Source organism: Acinetobacter sp. USHLN143, from assembly GCF_037145695.1.
Classification (GTDB): Bacteria; Pseudomonadota; Gammaproteobacteria; order Pseudomonadales; family Moraxellaceae; genus Acinetobacter; species Acinetobacter fasciculus.
This window is the reverse complement of sequence record NZ_JBBCWZ010000039.1, coordinates 1-17,249: the sequence shown is the minus strand read 5'-3', so window position 1 is coordinate 17,249 and position 17,249 is coordinate 1. Positions and strand designations below refer to the sequence as shown.

Below are 17,249 nucleotides of genomic sequence, written 5' to 3'. Positions count from 1 at the left end.
TAAGATGGGATTTTTTTTATTTCTAAGGAATATTATTTGGCTTTGACTTGATAGCAATCCGCGAGCTTAAACTCAACCGAACCACCGTTTAATTTTGCCAGGCTAATATCTGCCGGTGTTTCACCCTCATTGTTATTATTATAAACTTTTTGAAAACTGGCATAGGTATTGGCCCATTGTACCCCATCACCTGCCGAATTCAGGAAAGTTACACGCCCATTCTGGCCGACATTAGTATCTAACACATTAGACAAATTGAGCAGTGCACCACCGACCACAATCGAATCCCTAGAATCCGGTGAAGACTGGATACGTGAGTCTACCCCTACCAATGCGCCATTGATATTACCAAACTTTTCATTGGCCAAAATCAGGCGCATGGAAACCGCTTTATCAGCCACAAATGCACGTCCCAAAGTTCCAAGGCGGTATTGTGGTATGCCTTGATGATCTAAGAGTATATCTGCCAACACATCACCCTGACAGCCATTCACCGGATCAGTCGCGAAATTGCTGGAAGATTGCATATTGGTGCGTACATCACCATTACTGTCAATTACGATTCCTAAAGTAATTGGGCTGACAGTGGTATCTGTAAATTTAAATTCCAGATTGGCATACATTGGGAAGATATATTTCTCCTTATCTGCCACGTTCTGTGCTGTTTTAAAGACCTGACGATCCAGATAACTAATTGGGAAAATCTTATAGAGATCAATGCTTCCCATATAGTTTTCACCATCGGCCTGCAAACGCCACAACCCCAAATTGGCTTGATCGGAAGTATCCAGCGTTTTTTTGTCAGTCACCATCTTATAGAAAGCTTCTTTACCTGCGATCACATAATCATTCAATAATCTGCCTTGATACAACTCAAGCGGAGTCGCATTATTTGCAACATTCAAGCGGTAAGGCGTGTTAATGATTTTACTGGTTGGATGAATCCATGAACTTTGCGGATCAGCGGTCATTTGTACCGGTTTCACCTTACGGATGAGTTGAGCATTAATCCCCCCTAAGGAAGATAAATTTTCTTTAGCCAATGTTAACTGGGTATCACGCCATTGCAGGCCGCTGCCAAAGGTATAGCCCTGGCGATCGGTAATCAGCATAAAATGGCCAAATAAATATTTAGTATTCTTATTCTTAATATCACAAGGGTTTTGATTACAGCCCACCAGTCCATCTGAACCGGTCAGGTTACTTCCAATCACGCCTGAAGTTGAGAATAATGAAAATTCTGGCTGATACACGGCTGCGTTGGCAATCATCACCAGCTTTTTAACTGTGGCAAAAGCCACCTCATCCGAAATTGTGCTGATATCAACAAAATCTTTAATTTTGGTCGCCAAATCGGCATCCATCAAATTGATATTCTCACTGGTTTTCGCCAGGTCTTTACGCATCTCTTCAGTAATATACAAAGGTTGTACATCAGATGGATTAATAATACGCCCTTCTTCTAGCGCCAAAGCTTGCAGAATTTTAACCAGACGCATGGCCACCTGAACGGTAGGATCATTAGGCACCAAATCCCCTACCGGACGTCGAGCAATCCCAGTTGCAATATCGATGACACTTAAACGCGGCAGCTGGGTCTGGGCACTAAAACTAGCATAATCGCTGAGTTTAATTTGACCTAAATTAATCTTGCGCGAAGCAAAACTTTGAATATAAAACTCAATATTATCCGTCTTTTGACAGGTTCCAGAAGCAACCCCGTTTTTACTATCAAATAACGTAATAAAGGTATTTTCTGTATCGCTACTACAGTTAAAGTTCAAACCATCAAGCGGATATTCCAGCCCCCATTCCACACAGTTAGTTGTACCTGGGGTACAAGTACCATTGGTCGTGGCTTCATCATTTTTTTCTGGAATGACATTGGCACTTTCCCCACCACACCCACTCAGTGCCGTTAAAAGTGTGGTTAAAGCAAATGGAAATAATATTTTATTTTTCATCTTTTTGTACTCGAATAGTCCTTATCGAATGGCGACTAATTTTAGTTGTCCATGATTTGTCAGCATCTTGTCTTCAACATCTATCGCGGAGGCCAAAGGCGTCAATAATACATATTCAGTTTGTGCCGGAATCTGAAGAACCCCTTCGATACGCTCATGTTGAATAATATTCGCCTGACCTTCCTGATTTTTAAAACCGCCCGCTCCTTCAAGCACACAGCCACGACTGTCTAAAAACACAACAAAAGGCCAATAATACGTTGGATTTTTCTGGCTAGAGGCATAAGAGTTGATCTGAATATTCTGGATATCGGATTGAAGCTTTACCACTTCAAAATCAAATTCATCTGCTTTAAGAGGTGCACGTGGCCAGAGGTTAACTGCTTTTTTAAGGCTGATTTCTTTCGCTTTTTTAATTTTCTTATCATTAAAACACTGCTTGCCCAAGCTCTCGATGGTCTCCGGCTGTGAAATACGATAATAACTTTGAGCCAGTACTACAGGACCGGAATCTACTTCTGGCGTTTGAAACAAGGATTTTAATACAGATTGTCCCACCCCTTTTTCACGTTCAATTGTCTGGATCCGAGTAGTTCCGATATTTTTATCTACTACTCCTTCGGGCATGCTATAGAAACGTTTTTTACCTTCCAAATTAAATTCTTTATTTTCCAGATACTCACTATCCACATATTCAATACCTTCAACCCGGCTAAATCCCAGTTTGTGTATGTTAGCAACAGAAGATTCAGTTCCAGCATCAGGATTTTGAATAGCTTGAGATTCCGGTTTTAATTGTGGTTTAGACTGAATCTTTTCTTGCGCGGTATGTAATTGTACTGGTTGTACTGGTTGTATTGGTTGTACTGGTTGTACTGGTTGTACTGGTTGTACTGGTTGTACTGGTTGTACTGGTTGTACTGGTTGTACTGGTTGTACTGGTTGTACTGGTTGTACAACCATATTATGGTCATGCTTAAGTTTAACTTGCCTATTTTCTACGACGGGCAATTTTTCTATGTTTTGTCTTACAGTTACAGGCTGAACTATTGCAGCTTCTACTTTTTTCAACAATCGAGATTTGTCTTCAGTTTTTTTCTCTGCATTATTACGGGGTACGACTAATGGTCGGCCATCTGGACCAATAATCGTAATAAATTCTTTAGCGCTTGTATAAAAAGACACGGATACCAGATTTAATGCCAGTACCGCTGTCAATCCAACGTTCCTTGTCTTGATCATTTTTCCCTTACCAACGCGTGCGATAGTTCAAACCTAAAATTGTAATTTTGGTATCTGTTTTTACGTTTAAACCTGCATATGGGTTTAATAACAGGTTATTTACCCCTGTCTGGTTGGCTAAGCTACTGGTATTTGCTGGAATCTGATCTTTGCTACGCAAGAAACCAATTGATAGATCCAGATCAGTGTCTGCATCAAAACGGTAACCCACACCTAAACCAAATAACTGTGCACCATTGATCGGTACCATGGTATTACGCTTATTTTTTGGAATAGCACTGGTCCGTGGTTCATAACCTGCCCGAAGCTTCAAACGGTCTGTAGCGGAATACTCCATCCCGATACCAAAGTTCCACGGCGATTCAAATCCCATCGGTAAAGCCAAGGTTGAGTCAGTAACATTGGCAGACAAAATTTTGGCAATTTTTAGGGCTGAAATGGTACGATCAAATTCGAATTTAAATTCGTCCCAGACCTTGTAATCTGTCCAGCCAATATCAAAATTCACTTGCAAATCTGGCATCACTTTATATTTGATACCTGCCTGAAAATGCGCCGGATATTCAAAATCCTGCGACACCAGACCAGATTCACTCGATGGTATGTAATTAGGAAATCCAAGAATTGCAGCCAGAATCTGGCCGGTCGGTGAGGTCATTAAACCTTTAATCATTTCCTGAGGAGCTTTGGCATTATCAATATGATATTTACCTTTTAAGCGCATTTTTGCAGCACTTTGGTACACCATACCAAAACTAAAGTCTTCGCGCGGTTCCCACAATATTCCCAGGTTATAACTTGGGCTTAAGTTCTGCTCAAGCTCCAGTTGCATTTGACCAAACTTGCCAAATGGGTTCATCCCCTCATCCGCATTACAGATCCCGAGCAAAAGAATATCTGTAATAATGTCGGAATTTTCTTTAAACGGCGTACACACGACTTCGTCGATCATACGCAACATCCCAATCAACTCATTCGGGAAACGCAAGTCCGTTTTCATCCCGATGGCTTGATAAGACATCCCGATAGAAGCACCAATCGACAGTTGGTCATTGACCTCATAACCGATGGATGGTGACAGATAGGTAATCCGCTCTAAAGCAACCTGCTGTCCCATAAAGTTTGCCGGGTTCCCATCTTCATGACCAAAACCTGCCATGAGAGGAGCATAAACAGCAGTCGCATAAGTGGCTTTCGATCCAGGGGGATTGTATGCGATCCCCATCGTGGGTGCAGTCAAAGGAAGACCTTCGCCTAAATCCACTATTTTTTTCAGAAAAGGAACATACAGGCTGACATATTCCACATCGCCTTTGACTGGGCCTTTAAAATCGGTACACAAATCAGATGAAACTTCAGGACCGTCATTACAGACAATAGGATCATCAGAATAGCCAAATACGTTATATCCGGCCGGTACTGAAAACTCACGCTGGATATCAAAATTAGCCACAATGATTTGCTGTTCGGTTTGCAGACCATCAATTTTAGTCAGTGCAGCCGGGTTAAAGTGGATGGCATTGACCCCTGGAGGATCTGCGGTGACGGCATTCCCCATGGATAGTGCACGTAAATCAACTGAAAGGTTGGTTCCCAATTGTGCAAAGGTATAACTTGAACAGCCCGCAAGAATAATTCCTGTTAATAACGGGCTAAGTCGAATGTTTTTCATACGACACCCCTATTAACTAATTTTTTTACCAAAACCTAAAATATCAAGTGGGAATGACAGTCCCAACGAAACATCCGGTGCATCTTCGGTCAGCCCTAGGCCAACGGTACCATTAACAATTGTTTCTGGAGAAACTCGCACCCCTAAGGAAATTGCAAAGGTAGAACTGGTCTGATCTGCAGCAGAATAACTTTCACCAGTGTTATAGTTAAATTCCGCACCAGTATTAAAGCTTTGCTGATAGGACATGGTCATCGAAACATCATAGTTAAATGAATATGCGAAACCAAAGGCAAAGCCTCCACTAACACCAGGTTCAAACTCCTCAATAATCCGGCTACCTCGACGCTGATTCAGGCCCGATTCTTTAAAACCATAGTTCGCAGAAACCGATGCAAACAATACAACTGGGTCAATGTATTTACGTGTACTAGCACCCACTCCAGCAGAGTAATAGCCCTTTCCTGCTGCCAGATCTGTCGCGGCATTAATTTCATAAGGGCTATCACCGGTTTTAGTTGATAAATTACCAAATAAAATCAGAGGCAGACGACCTGCTTTTAGTGGGAAGGGCTCCCAGCGAGCACCCAGACTAATATCACCCAAGCCTGCCGTAGACGTATCTTTTAACAAGTCAGTTTTAGCCACTAAAGGTAGGGATGCAGTCAAGGTCAGGTTATCTTTCACGCCATATTGGAAAGTGAAAGTATTAGTCATACTATGTGTTGCATTTTCTTGAACACGTAGTTGATACAATTGGCCCTGTGCCATTTCTATATCAAGTTGGGTGTCTCGATAATAGGTATAATCAATATCGTAATATGATGAAATTTCGCCTTGTTTTATCAGAGAGTATTGGCGTTCATTTGACGTAAACACTTCTTCCAGGTTAGCTGCTTGAGTAGCATCTCCTTCTTGTTGCTGTAAAGCTTGAGATGCATCTACTACTTGGTTAGCCTGAGTCTCTACAGGTGCTGCTGTTTCCACGACAGCCTCTTCAACCGCTTCATATTCACCTAGTTCTGACTCTTCTGCAGCCTGCGTTTCGACTTGCCTAGTTTGATCGGGTACAGATGCAGCAGTTTCAACGACAACTTCTTCATCAACTGTTTCGTATTCACCTAGTGCTGGTTCTTCTGCAGCAAATGCAACGCCCATTACCATTTGAATGCTCAGTGCCAAGAACGTCTTGTTCATCCATTTACTGTTCATATCCATTTCACCATTTTAATTTTTATTACTGTTTTTCGTTTTATTTATTCTTGTAATACAGTCTCAGGAAGTTATGTTGATATTCCCCAAATTGTTCTGACTCTGTATTACGATTACGGTCCATACGGATCGTAGAAGCTTTATCAGCAATTTTGTCCATATAAAATTGTGGATACTGCATGTCAACCAAGGCATAGCGATTGATCGTAGCATCTTCTACATGACGCATATCTGATTCTTTTAATGCTAGAAAATTTTTGCGATATTGTTCAGGTACATTAATCAGGAACAAAGTGTTATTTTCCCAAATATCCTGAAAACGCCGTTCCTCAAAACTGATATTACCAAGTGCCGGATCTGCAACATAAACCCGGCCATTTTTATAACCTTTATAAACTACAAAATGCTTAAATCCCGCATAAGAAATCGGAACAATGGCAGGCTGATCTTGATTGACTAAATCTTTGAACTCTCCTCGATAGCCTCCACTTTCCAACCCTAAGGCTGAAACAAAGCGCTTCATATCAAGCAGAGAAAAACTACGGCGTTCAACAATTTTATCCGTTTCACCGAATTTCATTAGCCCACTCATGACTTGCTGCTCATCCAGCTGCGTACCGACATAACCATTGAGGAGGGTCGTCAGTGCTGCCGAACCACAACTATAATCATAAGCTTGACGTACAATGCCCTGAAACTGATCTAGAAGTGCCGGTTTTACTTCTACAGCTTCACGGTGCATACGCACAAAAGAGTCATTTCTTGAATCAAGAACTTCAGTATAGTGAACAGCCCCATTCGGCTGTTTTTTGATATCCAGAGCTTCTTTGGCAGCGTAATACATCAATGCCGAGCCCAACGCGATCTCTAACATAATTATTAACTTTTCTTATAATGGGCATGATGTGCCTATTTTTCTTTTTATAGAGCATTCACTCTACTTCCCTGTAACTAGAAAGATACCTGCTTTTTCAAAAAAATACAGTATTTTTTTTATTTTTTAGATAAGTGAGATAGTCATAAAAAAGCGCGTGTAAACACGCGCTTTTTTTTAAAAATAAAGATTAGTGGCCCGAAATAGTAATAATTGCGCCTTTAGTATAACTACCCTGAGCTTGAGAGTAGAAAGTTTGTAAACCTTGGACTTCCATATCACCAATTGATGATCTTGCTTCACGGTTACCTAAATGAATACCTTTAATGTATTGGTCTTTCGCCCCAGTATCATTACTTACAATACGAACATGCGCTGCCTTACCTAACTGAGCTGTAGTACCTACATAAGCATCGTTATATACAGAAATATCCTGGCTAATAGTTAAATCGTTTTTAGTTGCATCTGCGATTTTGATACTTTCAACAAAAATCTCACCAGCTTCACGTGTAGTCACTGGCGTTGTGCCTGCAAGCCCCACTGCTTTATTTTTAGACGAGTTATCTAAAATACCTAGGTTTTTAATTTCTAGACCACCAACCATTTTAGTATTCATCTTGATCATTGCACCTTGTGGAGCAGCACCCAGTTGAATATTGGCATTTATCACACCAGTTTTAACGTCAAAACCACTAATGATGTCGTTTACAACACCGGCACCACCTCGACGAATTGAATCTGGATCATCTGCACCAGATGCAGTTACACCAATTCGGCCAACTTTGATATCCAGACCAGATACTTGTGCAGCAACATTAATGAAAGGATTACCAGCACCAGCATCTGAATCAATCACCAAGTCAGCAAGGTTACGGGATGCAAGTAAATAGGCACCATTATTGTCATAATTGGCACCGATTACTACACCATAATGTTCTGTAGTTGTAGGATTTACACGATCAGCATCTGTAATAGCAGTATCACTGGTACCACGAATTACGATCGCACCTGCTGTAGAAGTACCTCCGAAACCCGCCTCATCTGCAACACCTTTTGGCGCTAAACCATCGTTATCATGGATAAATAATTTTTCAATAGCAATTTTCGAGATGCCGATACCAATTGTCAAACCGTCTTGACCCGTTGTTTCGCTTAGAGATGCATCATCCATTGCTTGCATCGCCATCGCATTGGCACTAAATGCAACTGAAGTCGCTAAAACTAATTTTGTAAATTTTTTCATTGTTTACTCTCCCAAGAGTACTATTTTTTTGGTTGTGAATTACTCAGTGTTTAGGCTGTATTTTTTATTTTCTGACAGCTTAAGCATCTTTCCTTGAGTAATTTGCTAGCCCACTTAAATTAGCGTCGAGTCAGTTTTTGATCAACTGTTGTTGGTCGCAATCTGTCGCTTACCGATAAACGGTATTTCATGATTTAAAAATATTTTCCTGACTTCTTGATATAAAATAGTGAGTCATATTGAACTCTCTATAACTGAATGACCGAAGCTCTCTATCATCGTCCCTTAAAGTTTGAATCACATCTAGTTGCAGATCTATTATCCGCATTGAAGACATTAGATCATCTGGTGTATTTAAATAATAATGGTCAGCCTTTTATTGCCTGCTGCGCTCAAGAATATTTTGTTGCGCAGACATCACAAATTCAGTCTTTTAAAAGAATAGGGATTGAACAGTATCAACCCAGCCCATCTGAATTTAATTTAGTGATTAATGCATTAAAAACTCCTCAAGAGAATGGCTTTCATGGAGGCTATGTTGGCTTTATCGGCTACGATTATGCGGCTCAACAATATATTCAGTATCCAGATCGTCCTCAACCTGGTTTATTTATTGGTCAATTTTCTTCCTACATTAGACCAACCCCTGATGGCTGGATGTTCTATAGTGATGATCCACAGGCAGAACAGATTTTCAATCATATTCAAAACCTACTTAATCAAGATAAAATTCACCCGACATTTCATTTAAAAAATCCTTGTACCTCACGCTGGACCAAATCTGTCTATACTCAGGCTTTTCAGAAAATTCAGGACTATATTGTTGCAGGTGACTGCTATCAGATTAATCTAACCCAAGAATTTAAAGGTCGTGCCCAAGGCTCCCTCTTAGCCACTGCCCAAGCATTCTGGACATTAACCGAAGCGCCCTATGCGGGTTATTTACGTATTGGTGATTTTGAATTACTCAGCTGCTCACCCGAGTTATTTATTGACTTCGAAAAAAATCGGAAAATTATCACCAAACCAATTAAAGGCACCATGCCACGCTATACAGATCCAGTGCTGGATGAACAATCTAAACAAACATTAAAAGCATCGGAAAAAGATCAGGCAGAAAATGTCATGATTGTGGATTTATTACGTAATGATTTAAGTGTGTATGCGGAAACAGGTTCGGTTAAAACACCCAAATTATTTAATATCGAAAGTTTTAATCAAGTACACCATATGGTGAGCGAAGTTGAAGCGACCTTAAAAGCAGATATCAATCCTTTCGAGGTGTTAATGTCAGCCCTACCAGGTGGCTCAATTACGGGTGCACCTAAAATTCGTGCCATGCAGATTATTGCTGAACTGGAAGGTGCAGCACGTGGGGCTTATTGTGGATCAATGGGTTATTTTAATTTTGATGGTACCGGTTCCTGGAACATTCTGATTCGTTCCATCCAAAAATATCAAGAAGATGTTTCTTTATGGGCGGGTGGTGGTATTACCATTTCTTCGGATTGTGATGCAGAATATCAAGAATGTTTTGATAAAGTTTCAGCGATGCTGGATCTGTTAAATACGTGGTATCAGCCTAAATAAATAAAAAGCGAATCATTTGATTCGCTTTTTTCTACAAATCCACCCTAACCCTCCTTTACTCAAAGAGGGAACTCCTCCCTTTTCAAAGAGAAGCTAGGAGGGATTTTAATCACACCAAAATCTCATTTTTTAGCGTATCGACTAAACGCTGATTTTGCTCATCTGTACCAATGGTAATTCTTAAGAACTGGTTAATACGTGGCTTGTTAAAATAACGCACGATAATGCCACGTTCACGCAACTCCCTTGCAAGCTCGCCTGCATCCGTAGATGGCAATGAGGCAAAAATAAAGTTGGCACTCGATGGTAAAACTTTAAAACCAAGCTCATTTAATTGAGACACCAACTTTTCACGACTGACGATAACTTTCTGATTCTGTGCTTCAAAGTAGGCCTGATCTTCAAATGAAGCGACCGCTGCAGCAATCGCAAAACGGTCCATCGGATAAGAGTTAAAGCTGTTTTTGACTGCTTCAAGTGCTACAATCAAATGTGGCTGGGCAATCGCGAAACCTACTCGCAGACCTGCAAGAGAACGTGACTTCGATGTGGTTTGACACACGACTAAATTTTCATATTTCTCAACCAGCTTGACTGCTGATTCGGCACCGAAGTCGACATAGGCTTCATCAATCACCACCACTGAATCCGGATTGGCTTGCAGAATTTCCTCAATCGCCGCTAAGCCCAGATCAATACTGGTCGGTGCATTAGGGTTAGTGATAATAATGCCACCATTAGCTTGTTTATAGTCATCTACCACAATTTCAAAGTCATCATTGAGTGGCAAGATTTTGGTTTTGACGCCAAAAAACTGACTATAAACCGGATAGAAACTATAAGTAATGTCTGGATAAAGGACAGGCTGTTCTTGAACAAAAAATGCTTTAAAGATATGTGCCAAAACTTCATCTGAGCCATTGCCGACAAAGACGGTTTCAACAGGTACATGTTGCTGTTTAGCGATTGCCTGTTTTAGCTCTGATGCATCCGGGTCAGGATACAGACGCAAAACATCCGCCGAATTCGCAAGTACCTTTTGAACTGCTTCTACCACTTTGGGTGATGGTGGATACGGATTTTCATTGGTATTAAGTTTTAAAATATTCTGGATTTTTGGTTGTTCGCCTGGGGTATACGGTTCTAATTCACGTACTTCAGGACTCCAAAAACGCATTTGTTCTGTTGTGATATTCATTTTATATTCTCTTTAAACCCTCTCCTAACCTCTCCCTGAGCCATATATGGCGCAAGAGAGGAATTTTCATTAATAAAGACACAAGATTTTTGTGGTTTAAATTCTCCTCTCCTTTTAGGAGAGGGTCAGGGAGAGGTTGTAATGCTATTTATGATTGATAACGATAACGTGCTGACTGTGCATGTGCATCCAAGTTCTCTTGTTGCGCCAAGATATCCGCAGTTTTTGCTAAAGTTTTTACACCTTCTTGTGAGCACATGATCAAACTTGAACGCTTCTGGAAATCATAGACACCAAGTGGCGATGAAAAACGCGCAGTACCTGAAGTTGGCAAGACATGGTTTGGCCCGGCACAGTAATCACCAATGGCTTCAGGCGTATAACGACCCATAAAGATTGCACCTGCATGACGAATGCTATCAGACATTGCTTCTGCATCATCTAAACATAACATCAAATGCTCAGGCGCTACCTGATTAATCAAATCTGACGCTTCTTGACGGTCTTTTACCAAGACTAAAGCACCACGATTGGCAATCGAAGTACGGGCAATTTCCGCCTTCGGTAATGTTGCCAAGTGCATTTCAATCGCCTGTTCAACGGCATTTAGCAACTGTTCATCTGGTGTGATGAAAATGGCTTGTGCCACAGTGTCATGCTCAGCTTGCGAAAGTAAATCCATCGCCAGCCATTCAGCATTATTTTGGCCTTCGGCATATACCAGAATTTCAGAAGGCCCTGCAATCATATCAATCCCGACTTGACCAAATACTGCTCGCTTCGCAGCCGCCACAAAACGGTTCCCCGGACCTGTGATTTTATCAACCGGTGGGACAGTTTCGGTACCATAAGCCAATGCCGCAACTGCTTGCGCGCCACCAATCGTAAAGACACGCGTTACACCTGCCAGATATGCAGCCGCCAATACCAATGGATTTAAATCACCATTCGGCGCAGGCACTACCATAATAATTTCCGGCACACCCGCCACATGTGCAGGCACCGCATTCATCAACACAGAAGATGGATAAGACGCCAAACCACCGGGTACATAGATTCCCACACGATCCAGTGGGGTCACTTTTTGACCTAGCGTATTGCCCAAGGCATCCACATAGGTCCAACCATCCTGTTTTTGTACCTGGTGAAACTCACGCACGCGTGCTGCAGCAAGCTCTAAAGCTTCGCGTACCTCAGTCGTTAGCCCCTCAAAGGCAGCTTGTAGTTGTTCTTGGCTTAACTCTAGATCTGAAAATTGATGCGCCGGATGTCGATCGAACTGTTGAGTGAGTTTAAGAACTTGAGCATCACCATACTGACGAACATCAGCAATAATTTGATCTACAGTTTTTAAAAGTTCAGGATCATTAACAGTTTCAAAAGCCAACAAGTCAGCAAATGCTTGCTTGAAGTTTTGATCTTGGGTCGATAAACGTCGCATCAATTTACCCATCAGGTTTGAATTCGAAGGCTTTAGTTTACCTGTTTTCCAGACTTTTGTCGGCAGCTATAGTGCTCTAGCCCTATGAGTTTTATTGGAAATAACTTTTGGTAAAATTGATGAAAGAATTTACATCGTATTTATGTTCAATCGAATAAAAAAACCGCCCTGAAAGGACAGCTTTTTTAAATAGCAAGCTTAAGCCTGTTTGGCCTTTTCACGTTCTTCTACTGCTTTTTCAAGCTGTGCCAGAATCGGATTTAACAACGCTTGCTTACGCTTGAAGCTAGCTTTGTTTACGATTAAACGTGAAGACACTTTACAGATTTCTTCAAGTGGCTCTAAGCCATTGGCACGCAAAGTATTGCCTGTATCTACGACGTCAACAATGTAATCGCCCAGACCAACCAGTGGTGCAAGTTCCATGGAGCCATACAGCTTGATCACATCAACCTGCTCACCCAAGCTGGCATAGTATTGACGGGTCAAATTCACGTACTTGGTCGCAATTTTTAAGCGACCTTTAGGACGTTGCATCCCCACCTTACCGGCGGTCATCAATTTACATACCGCAATTTTCAGATCCAATGGTTCATAGACATTTTGCGCGCCATGTTCCATCAATACATCTTTACCGGCCACACCAATATCGGCTGCACCATTTTCAACATAAGTCGGTACATCTGAAGCACGTAAAATTAAGATACGAACCTGTTTATGCGTGGTCGGGAAAATCAGTTTACGAGACTTATCAGGATCTTCTAAAAGATTAATCCCTGCTGTTTCTAGCAAAGGTAAAGTCTCTTTTAAGATACGCCCCTTACTTAATGCCAAAGTTAAACCATGATCAAAATTGCCCATTACGTCAAAGTTTGGATCATCGTTTCTCATATCGCTCATTAATTTACTCGCTTAATTTGGGCACCTAAACTTTGTAACTTTGCTTCTACATCTTCATAACCGCGGTCAATATGATAAATGCGGTCAATCAGCGTTTCACCTTCAGCGGCAAGTGCTGCCAACACCAAAGAGAACGAAGCACGTAAATCTGTTGCCATTACGGGTGCAGCTGAAAGTTTTTCTACACCCGTTACCACAGCATCATTACCTTCAACCTGAATATTGGCGCCCATACGTGCCAATTCAGGAACATGCATGAAACGGTTTTCAAAAATCGTTTCAGAAATTGTTGCAAAGCCTTGAGCAATGGCATTCACAGCCATAATCTGGGCTTGCATATCGGTTGGAAATTCCGGATGCGGTAGAGTCTGGAAACTGACAGCTTTCGGACGTTTACCCAGCATATCCAGTTCAATCCAGTCGTCACCACGGGTCACTTCTGCGCCCATTTCTTCAAACTTGTCCAGCACCGCTTCCATCAGGGACGGATCGGTATGCGTGGTTTTGATACGACCGCCAGTGATCGCTGCCGCTGCCAGATATGAACCGGTTTCAATCCGGTCAGCAACAACCGCATATTCACAACCATGCAGACTTTCGACACCAGTCACGATTAAAGTATCAGTATCCAGACCTTCAATCTTGGCACCCATCTTGATCAGCATTTGCGCAAGATCAGTGATCTCAGGTTCACGTGCTGCATTGCGAATCGTGGTCACACCATCGGCCAACACGGCAGCCATCAGAATATTTTCTGTTCCACCTACAGTCACCATATCAAAAACGACTTCGCCACCTTTCAGGCGACCATCGACTTTGGCATGTACATAACCGGCTTCCACTTCAATCTCGGCGCCTAAAGCTTCTAAAGCTTTTAAGTGCTGATCCACAGGACGGGAACCAATCGCACAACCGCCTGGCAAAGACACTTTTGCACTACCATAACGCGCCAATAATGGACCAAGCACCAAAATAGAAGCACGCATAGTTTTTACGAGCTCATACGGTGCGAACTGGTTATCTAATGTAGACGTATCAGCAACAACCGTATCGCCTTCATAAGTCATGGTGATCCCAAGACCAGCAATCAGCTTCACCAACGTATTGACATCTTTTAGATTAGGAACATTTCTCAGCGTAATCGGGGTATCAGCAAGAATCATTGCTGCCAATAATGGAAGTGCTGCGTTCTTTGCACCAGAAATGCGCACTTCACCTTCGAGCTTGATACCGCCCTGAATTAAAAATTTATCCATTAAATGATTAAGCTCCAAATAAGCTTGCTTTGCGCCATTCTTCTTTTGTCATCGCGCGAATCGTTACTGCGTGAACTGCACCACTGGCAATATGGGCATTGAGAGGAGCATAAACAGCTTGTTGGCGTGCAACTGGACGCTTACCTTCAAATTGATCATCCACAATACGGAGATCAAATTTTCCGCCCTGACCACTCACAGCAACATCCGCCTCTGGAAAAGCGGCTTCTAAAATTTCAGCGAGCTGTTCATTATTCATCACAAGACCTCTTATAGGACTAAGGGTGTAAAACGAGCCATTTTACTATAAATAGCAAAAATAATTCATGGATCCATACATTATATATATAAAAAAAAGAGGCTTTTAAAACCTCTTTTTCATCATTTGTCCTTTATAGGGCTAAAGGATGCTGCTGTAAATGCATTTCCCGGTATCGATCAATCTGCCGTTTCAATTTTTCGGTCAATATTTTAATTGAGGTATACATATCATCTGCGGTGGCGTGAGCAAAAAATTCAATGCCCGGTAATCGGATAATAGCCTCTGCGATATGATTACTACTGCCCTTTCTAGAGCGTTTATCAATTTGATGATCTTTCGAGAGTTTCACTTGCATACTATTCACCTGATCTAGGTGCTTCGTCATCTGTGAAAACTTGGTTTTTATACTTTCTTCAATAGCTGGCGTAATCGATAAATGATGTCCACGAATTGTTATTTGCATAGTTCTATCCCTCACCTTCGTTAGGATTAGAAGAGTCACAATATAAAATAATTTAAATACAGCAACTTATAAATAAAATATCCGTATTTTAAGTCCTGGATCAAATCATTTTACTGCTCCTCAAAAGAAAAAAAGATTCATTATGCTGTCATAATGAATCTCTAGAATAGCCAGATTTCAAATTTTAGATCAAGACTTTTCGTTCAGAAGATGAAGGAATATGTAACGATTCACGATATTTCGCCACCGTACGTCGTGCCACATCAATGCCTTCATCTTTTAACATATTGGCAAGTGCATTATCAGACAGAGGCTTACGGGCATTTTCTTCGGAAATCAGTTTTTTGATTTTGGCACGAATAGCAGTAGAAGATGCTTCACCACCTGAAGTAGTCCCGACATGACTCGAGAAGAAATATTTCAACTCGAACAATCCACGTGGGGTCAGCATATATTTATTGGTGGTTACACGAGAAACTGTAGATTCATGCAATTCGACTTCTTCGGCAATATCTCTTAAAACCAGAGGTTTCATGCCTTCCGCCCCAATTTCCAAGAACATTTTTTGATGTTCTACAATACAAGTCGCGACTTTCAATAAGGTTTTATGCCGTTCATCGATACTTTTGATAAAGTTCTTCGCTTCCAGCATCTGATTACGCAGGTACTGATTATCATCGCTTTGATCTGCACGACGAATCATTTTGGCATAAAAAGAATTGACGCGTAACTTTGGCAGTACATCCGAGTTTAAATTGACTTGCCAGCAGTTATTCTTTTTCATCACCACAACATCTGGCACCTGATAATCCGATTCCTTGTTTTCAAATTCCAGACCTGGATGCGGTTTTAAGGTTTTTAGCAAATCTACGGCACAGCGCAACTGTTCTGGATTTAAGCCAGTCTGTTTGATCAGCTTAGGAAGCTCATTGGTAATCAACAATTCATAATGTTGCAGAAGTTTGATCGCATCATTTCGGCAAGGGGTTGACGCAGGTAAATTATCAAGTTGAACCAATAGGCATTCTGCCAAGCTTCTAGAACCTACACCTACCGGATCCAAACGCTGGATATGCTTTAATACAACGGCAACCTCATCATCTTCAATTTCTTCTTCAGACCCCATAGAAGAGAGTAAATGTTGTACTGATGCAGTAATTTCACTCAACTCAGCATCTAAAAAACCTTTGTCGTCCAAAGAATCGACTATGCAATAAGCGATTAATTTATCAACCTGTGAAAAATTCAGCAGATTAATTTGTTCTAGCATATATTCTTGCAGGCTCTGATGCCCTTGACGATTATCTTCACGCTCTTCGAACTCGGCTGCCCCCAGACTTGTAGGTTGATGGGTATAGACATCATCCCAATCGGTATCTACAGGTAAGTCATCAGGCAGATGATCGGCATTAAGTTCATTGGTTAGATCGTGATTTTCATTATTTGATTCAATTGTAGATAAGCTTTCCAGGGTAATTTGCTCTTCAACTTTTTCTAATAGAGGATTACTATCAAGTTGCAATTGAACTTCTTGCTCCAATTCCAGACTTGAAAGTTGTAATAGCCGAATTGCTTGCTGTAATTGTGGAGTTAATGACAGCGAGTTCGCAATTTTTATGCCCACTGATAATCTCATTGTTACCCCCTTAATAGAAAATCCCGTTTTATAAGCAATTTTTATGCCGTTTTATTTTTTATAACATAGATTTACCAAAAAACATACAAATTGGATTTTAAATTTCTAGTCTTTCGCGACTAATAATTGTTTAAATACTTAATTTTTCGCATAAAAAAACACCCCCAAGCCTTGGCTTGAGGGTGTTTTCGAATAATGAGCTGGCGATGACTTACTCTCACATGGGTAACCCCACACTACCATCAGCGCTAAGAGGTTTCACTTCTGAGTTCGGGAAGGGATCAGGTGGTTCACTC

General features: G+C 41.3%; 14 protein-coding genes and 1 rRNA gene. 1 reads left to right on the top strand and 14 read right to left on the bottom strand.

The genetic code is table 11. From position 1 onward, the window contains the following. Positions 1-32: 32 nt before the first annotated feature. The 6 genes from filF to filA all read right to left on the bottom strand — a co-directional run bounded on the left by filF (position 33) and on the right by filA (position 8,207). Entirely contained in the window at positions 33-1,964 is a 1,932-nt protein-coding gene (filF, locus tag WFH18_RS10870; RefSeq protein ID WP_121979677.1) for a putative pilus system protein FilF, read from the bottom strand. A gap of 21 nt (positions 1,965-1,985) precedes the next feature. Continuing rightward, positions 1,986-3,206 carry a putative pilus assembly protein FilE gene (gene filE, locus WFH18_RS10865; RefSeq protein WP_336754856.1) on the bottom strand — a complete coding sequence of 407 codons (1,221 nt, stop codon included), beginning with the start codon at positions 3,204-3,206 and terminating at the stop codon, positions 1,986-1,988. Positions 3,207-3,213: 7 nt separating this feature from the next. Next, on the bottom strand, positions 3,214-4,878 hold the full coding sequence (gene filD / locus WFH18_RS10860; RefSeq protein WP_005104905.1) for a putative pilus system OmpP1/FadL family transporter FilD: 1,665 nt from the start codon (positions 4,876-4,878) through the stop codon (positions 3,214-3,216). Between the two features lie 12 nt (positions 4,879-4,890). Then, on the bottom strand, positions 4,891-6,096 hold the full coding sequence (gene filC / locus WFH18_RS10855; protein WP_005104906.1) for a putative pilus system protein FilC: 1,206 nt from the start codon (positions 6,094-6,096) through the stop codon (positions 4,891-4,893). Positions 6,097-6,130: 34 nt separating this feature from the next. Continuing rightward, the gene (filB, locus tag WFH18_RS10850) at positions 6,131-6,964 is read right to left on the bottom strand and encodes a putative pilus system C39 family peptidase FilB (protein ID WP_004730731.1); all 834 of its coding nucleotides are present in this window, start codon (positions 6,962-6,964) and stop codon (positions 6,131-6,133) included. Positions 6,965-7,154: 190 nt separating this feature from the next. Beyond that, entirely contained in the window at positions 7,155-8,207 is a 1,053-nt protein-coding gene (filA, locus tag WFH18_RS10845; RefSeq protein WP_005104907.1) for a putative pilus system protein FilA, read from the bottom strand. Positions 8,208-8,465: 258 nt separating this feature from the next. On the opposite strand from filA, the gene WFH18_RS10840 reads away from it, so the two are divergent. Further along, on the top strand, positions 8,466-9,797 hold the full coding sequence (locus WFH18_RS10840) for an anthranilate synthase component I family protein (protein ID WP_005104908.1): 1,332 nt from the start codon (positions 8,466-8,468) through the stop codon (positions 9,795-9,797). Positions 9,798-9,906: 109 nt separating this feature from the next. On the opposite strand, the gene hisC is transcribed toward WFH18_RS10840, so the two are convergent. The 8 genes from hisC to rrf all read right to left on the bottom strand — a co-directional run. Further along, the gene (gene hisC, locus WFH18_RS10835) at positions 9,907-10,995 is read right to left on the bottom strand and encodes a histidinol-phosphate transaminase (protein WP_005104909.1); all 1,089 of its coding nucleotides are present in this window, start codon (positions 10,993-10,995) and stop codon (positions 9,907-9,909) included. A 148-nt stretch (positions 10,996-11,143) separates the two neighbouring features. Beyond that, positions 11,144-12,448 (bottom strand): histidinol dehydrogenase, encoded by a 1,305-nt coding sequence (gene hisD, locus WFH18_RS10830; RefSeq protein WP_005104910.1) that lies wholly within the window; start codon positions 12,446-12,448, stop codon positions 11,144-11,146. Between the two features lie 186 nt (positions 12,449-12,634). After that, positions 12,635-13,336, bottom strand: a complete 702-nt coding sequence (hisG, locus tag WFH18_RS10825) for an ATP phosphoribosyltransferase (protein WP_004646025.1) — start codon at positions 13,334-13,336, stop codon at positions 12,635-12,637. Then, positions 13,336-14,592: a UDP-N-acetylglucosamine 1-carboxyvinyltransferase gene (gene murA, locus WFH18_RS10820; protein WP_005262612.1), complete on the bottom strand. Its 1,257-nt coding sequence runs from the start codon at positions 14,590-14,592 to the stop codon at positions 13,336-13,338. Before murA ends, hisG begins: the two co-directional genes overlap by 1 nt. A gap of 7 nt (positions 14,593-14,599) precedes the next feature. Beyond that, on the bottom strand, positions 14,600-14,851 hold the full coding sequence (gene ibaG / locus WFH18_RS10815) for a BolA family iron metabolism protein IbaG (RefSeq protein WP_004730742.1): 252 nt from the start codon (positions 14,849-14,851) through the stop codon (positions 14,600-14,602). Positions 14,852-14,984: 133 nt separating this feature from the next. After that, positions 14,985-15,317 carry a ribosome hibernation-promoting factor, HPF/YfiA family gene (gene hpf / locus WFH18_RS10810; protein ID WP_004730744.1) on the bottom strand — a complete coding sequence of 111 codons (333 nt, stop codon included), beginning with the start codon at positions 15,315-15,317 and terminating at the stop codon, positions 14,985-14,987. Positions 15,318-15,501: 184 nt separating this feature from the next. Then, positions 15,502-16,953: an RNA polymerase factor sigma-54 gene (locus WFH18_RS10805; protein ID WP_005262613.1), complete on the bottom strand. Its 1,452-nt coding sequence runs from the start codon at positions 16,951-16,953 to the stop codon at positions 15,502-15,504. A 198-nt stretch (positions 16,954-17,151) separates the two neighbouring features. Then, positions 17,152-17,249: ribosomal RNA gene (gene rrf / locus WFH18_RS10800) — 5S ribosomal RNA — on the bottom strand; the annotation flags it as partial.

Bases quoted from the DNA above. Each gene is read 5' to 3' on its own strand.
- filC (WP_005104906.1), bottom strand. From the start codon at position 6,096: ATGGATATGAACAGTAAATGGATGAACAAGACGTTCTTGGCACTGAGC.
- filD (WP_005104905.1), bottom strand. From the start codon at position 4,878: ATGAAAAACATTCGACTTAGCCCGTTATTAACAGGAATTATTCTTGCG.
- WFH18_RS10805 (WP_005262613.1), bottom strand. From the start codon at position 16,953: ATGAGATTATCAGTGGGCATAAAAATTGCGAACTCGCTGTCATTAACT.
- hisD (WP_005104910.1), bottom strand. From the start codon at position 12,448: ATGGGTAAATTGATGCGACGTTTATCGACCCAAGATCAAAACTTCAAG.
- filE (WP_336754856.1), bottom strand. From the start codon at position 3,206: ATGATCAAGACAAGGAACGTTGGATTGACAGCGGTACTGGCATTAAAT.
- filA (WP_005104907.1), bottom strand. From the start codon at position 8,207: ATGAAAAAATTTACAAAATTAGTTTTAGCGACTTCAGTTGCATTTAGT.
- WFH18_RS10840 (WP_005104908.1), top strand. From the start codon at position 8,466: ATGACCGAAGCTCTCTATCATCGTCCCTTAAAGTTTGAATCACATCTA.
- hisC (WP_005104909.1), bottom strand. From the start codon at position 10,995: ATGAATATCACAACAGAACAAATGCGTTTTTGGAGTCCTGAAGTACGT.
- hpf (WP_004730744.1), bottom strand. From the start codon at position 15,317: ATGCAAATAACAATTCGTGGACATCATTTATCGATTACGCCAGCTATT.
- hisG (WP_004646025.1), bottom strand. From the start codon at position 13,336: ATGAGCGATATGAGAAACGATGATCCAAACTTTGACGTAATGGGCAAT.
- filB (WP_004730731.1), bottom strand. From the start codon at position 6,964: ATGTTAGAGATCGCGTTGGGCTCGGCATTGATGTATTACGCTGCCAAA.
- murA (WP_005262612.1), bottom strand. From the start codon at position 14,592: ATGGATAAATTTTTAATTCAGGGCGGTATCAAGCTCGAAGGTGAAGTG.
- filF (WP_121979677.1), bottom strand. From the start codon at position 1,964: ATGAAAAATAAAATATTATTTCCATTTGCTTTAACCACACTTTTAACG.
- ibaG (WP_004730742.1), bottom strand. From the start codon at position 14,851: ATGAATAATGAACAGCTCGCTGAAATTTTAGAAGCCGCTTTTCCAGAG.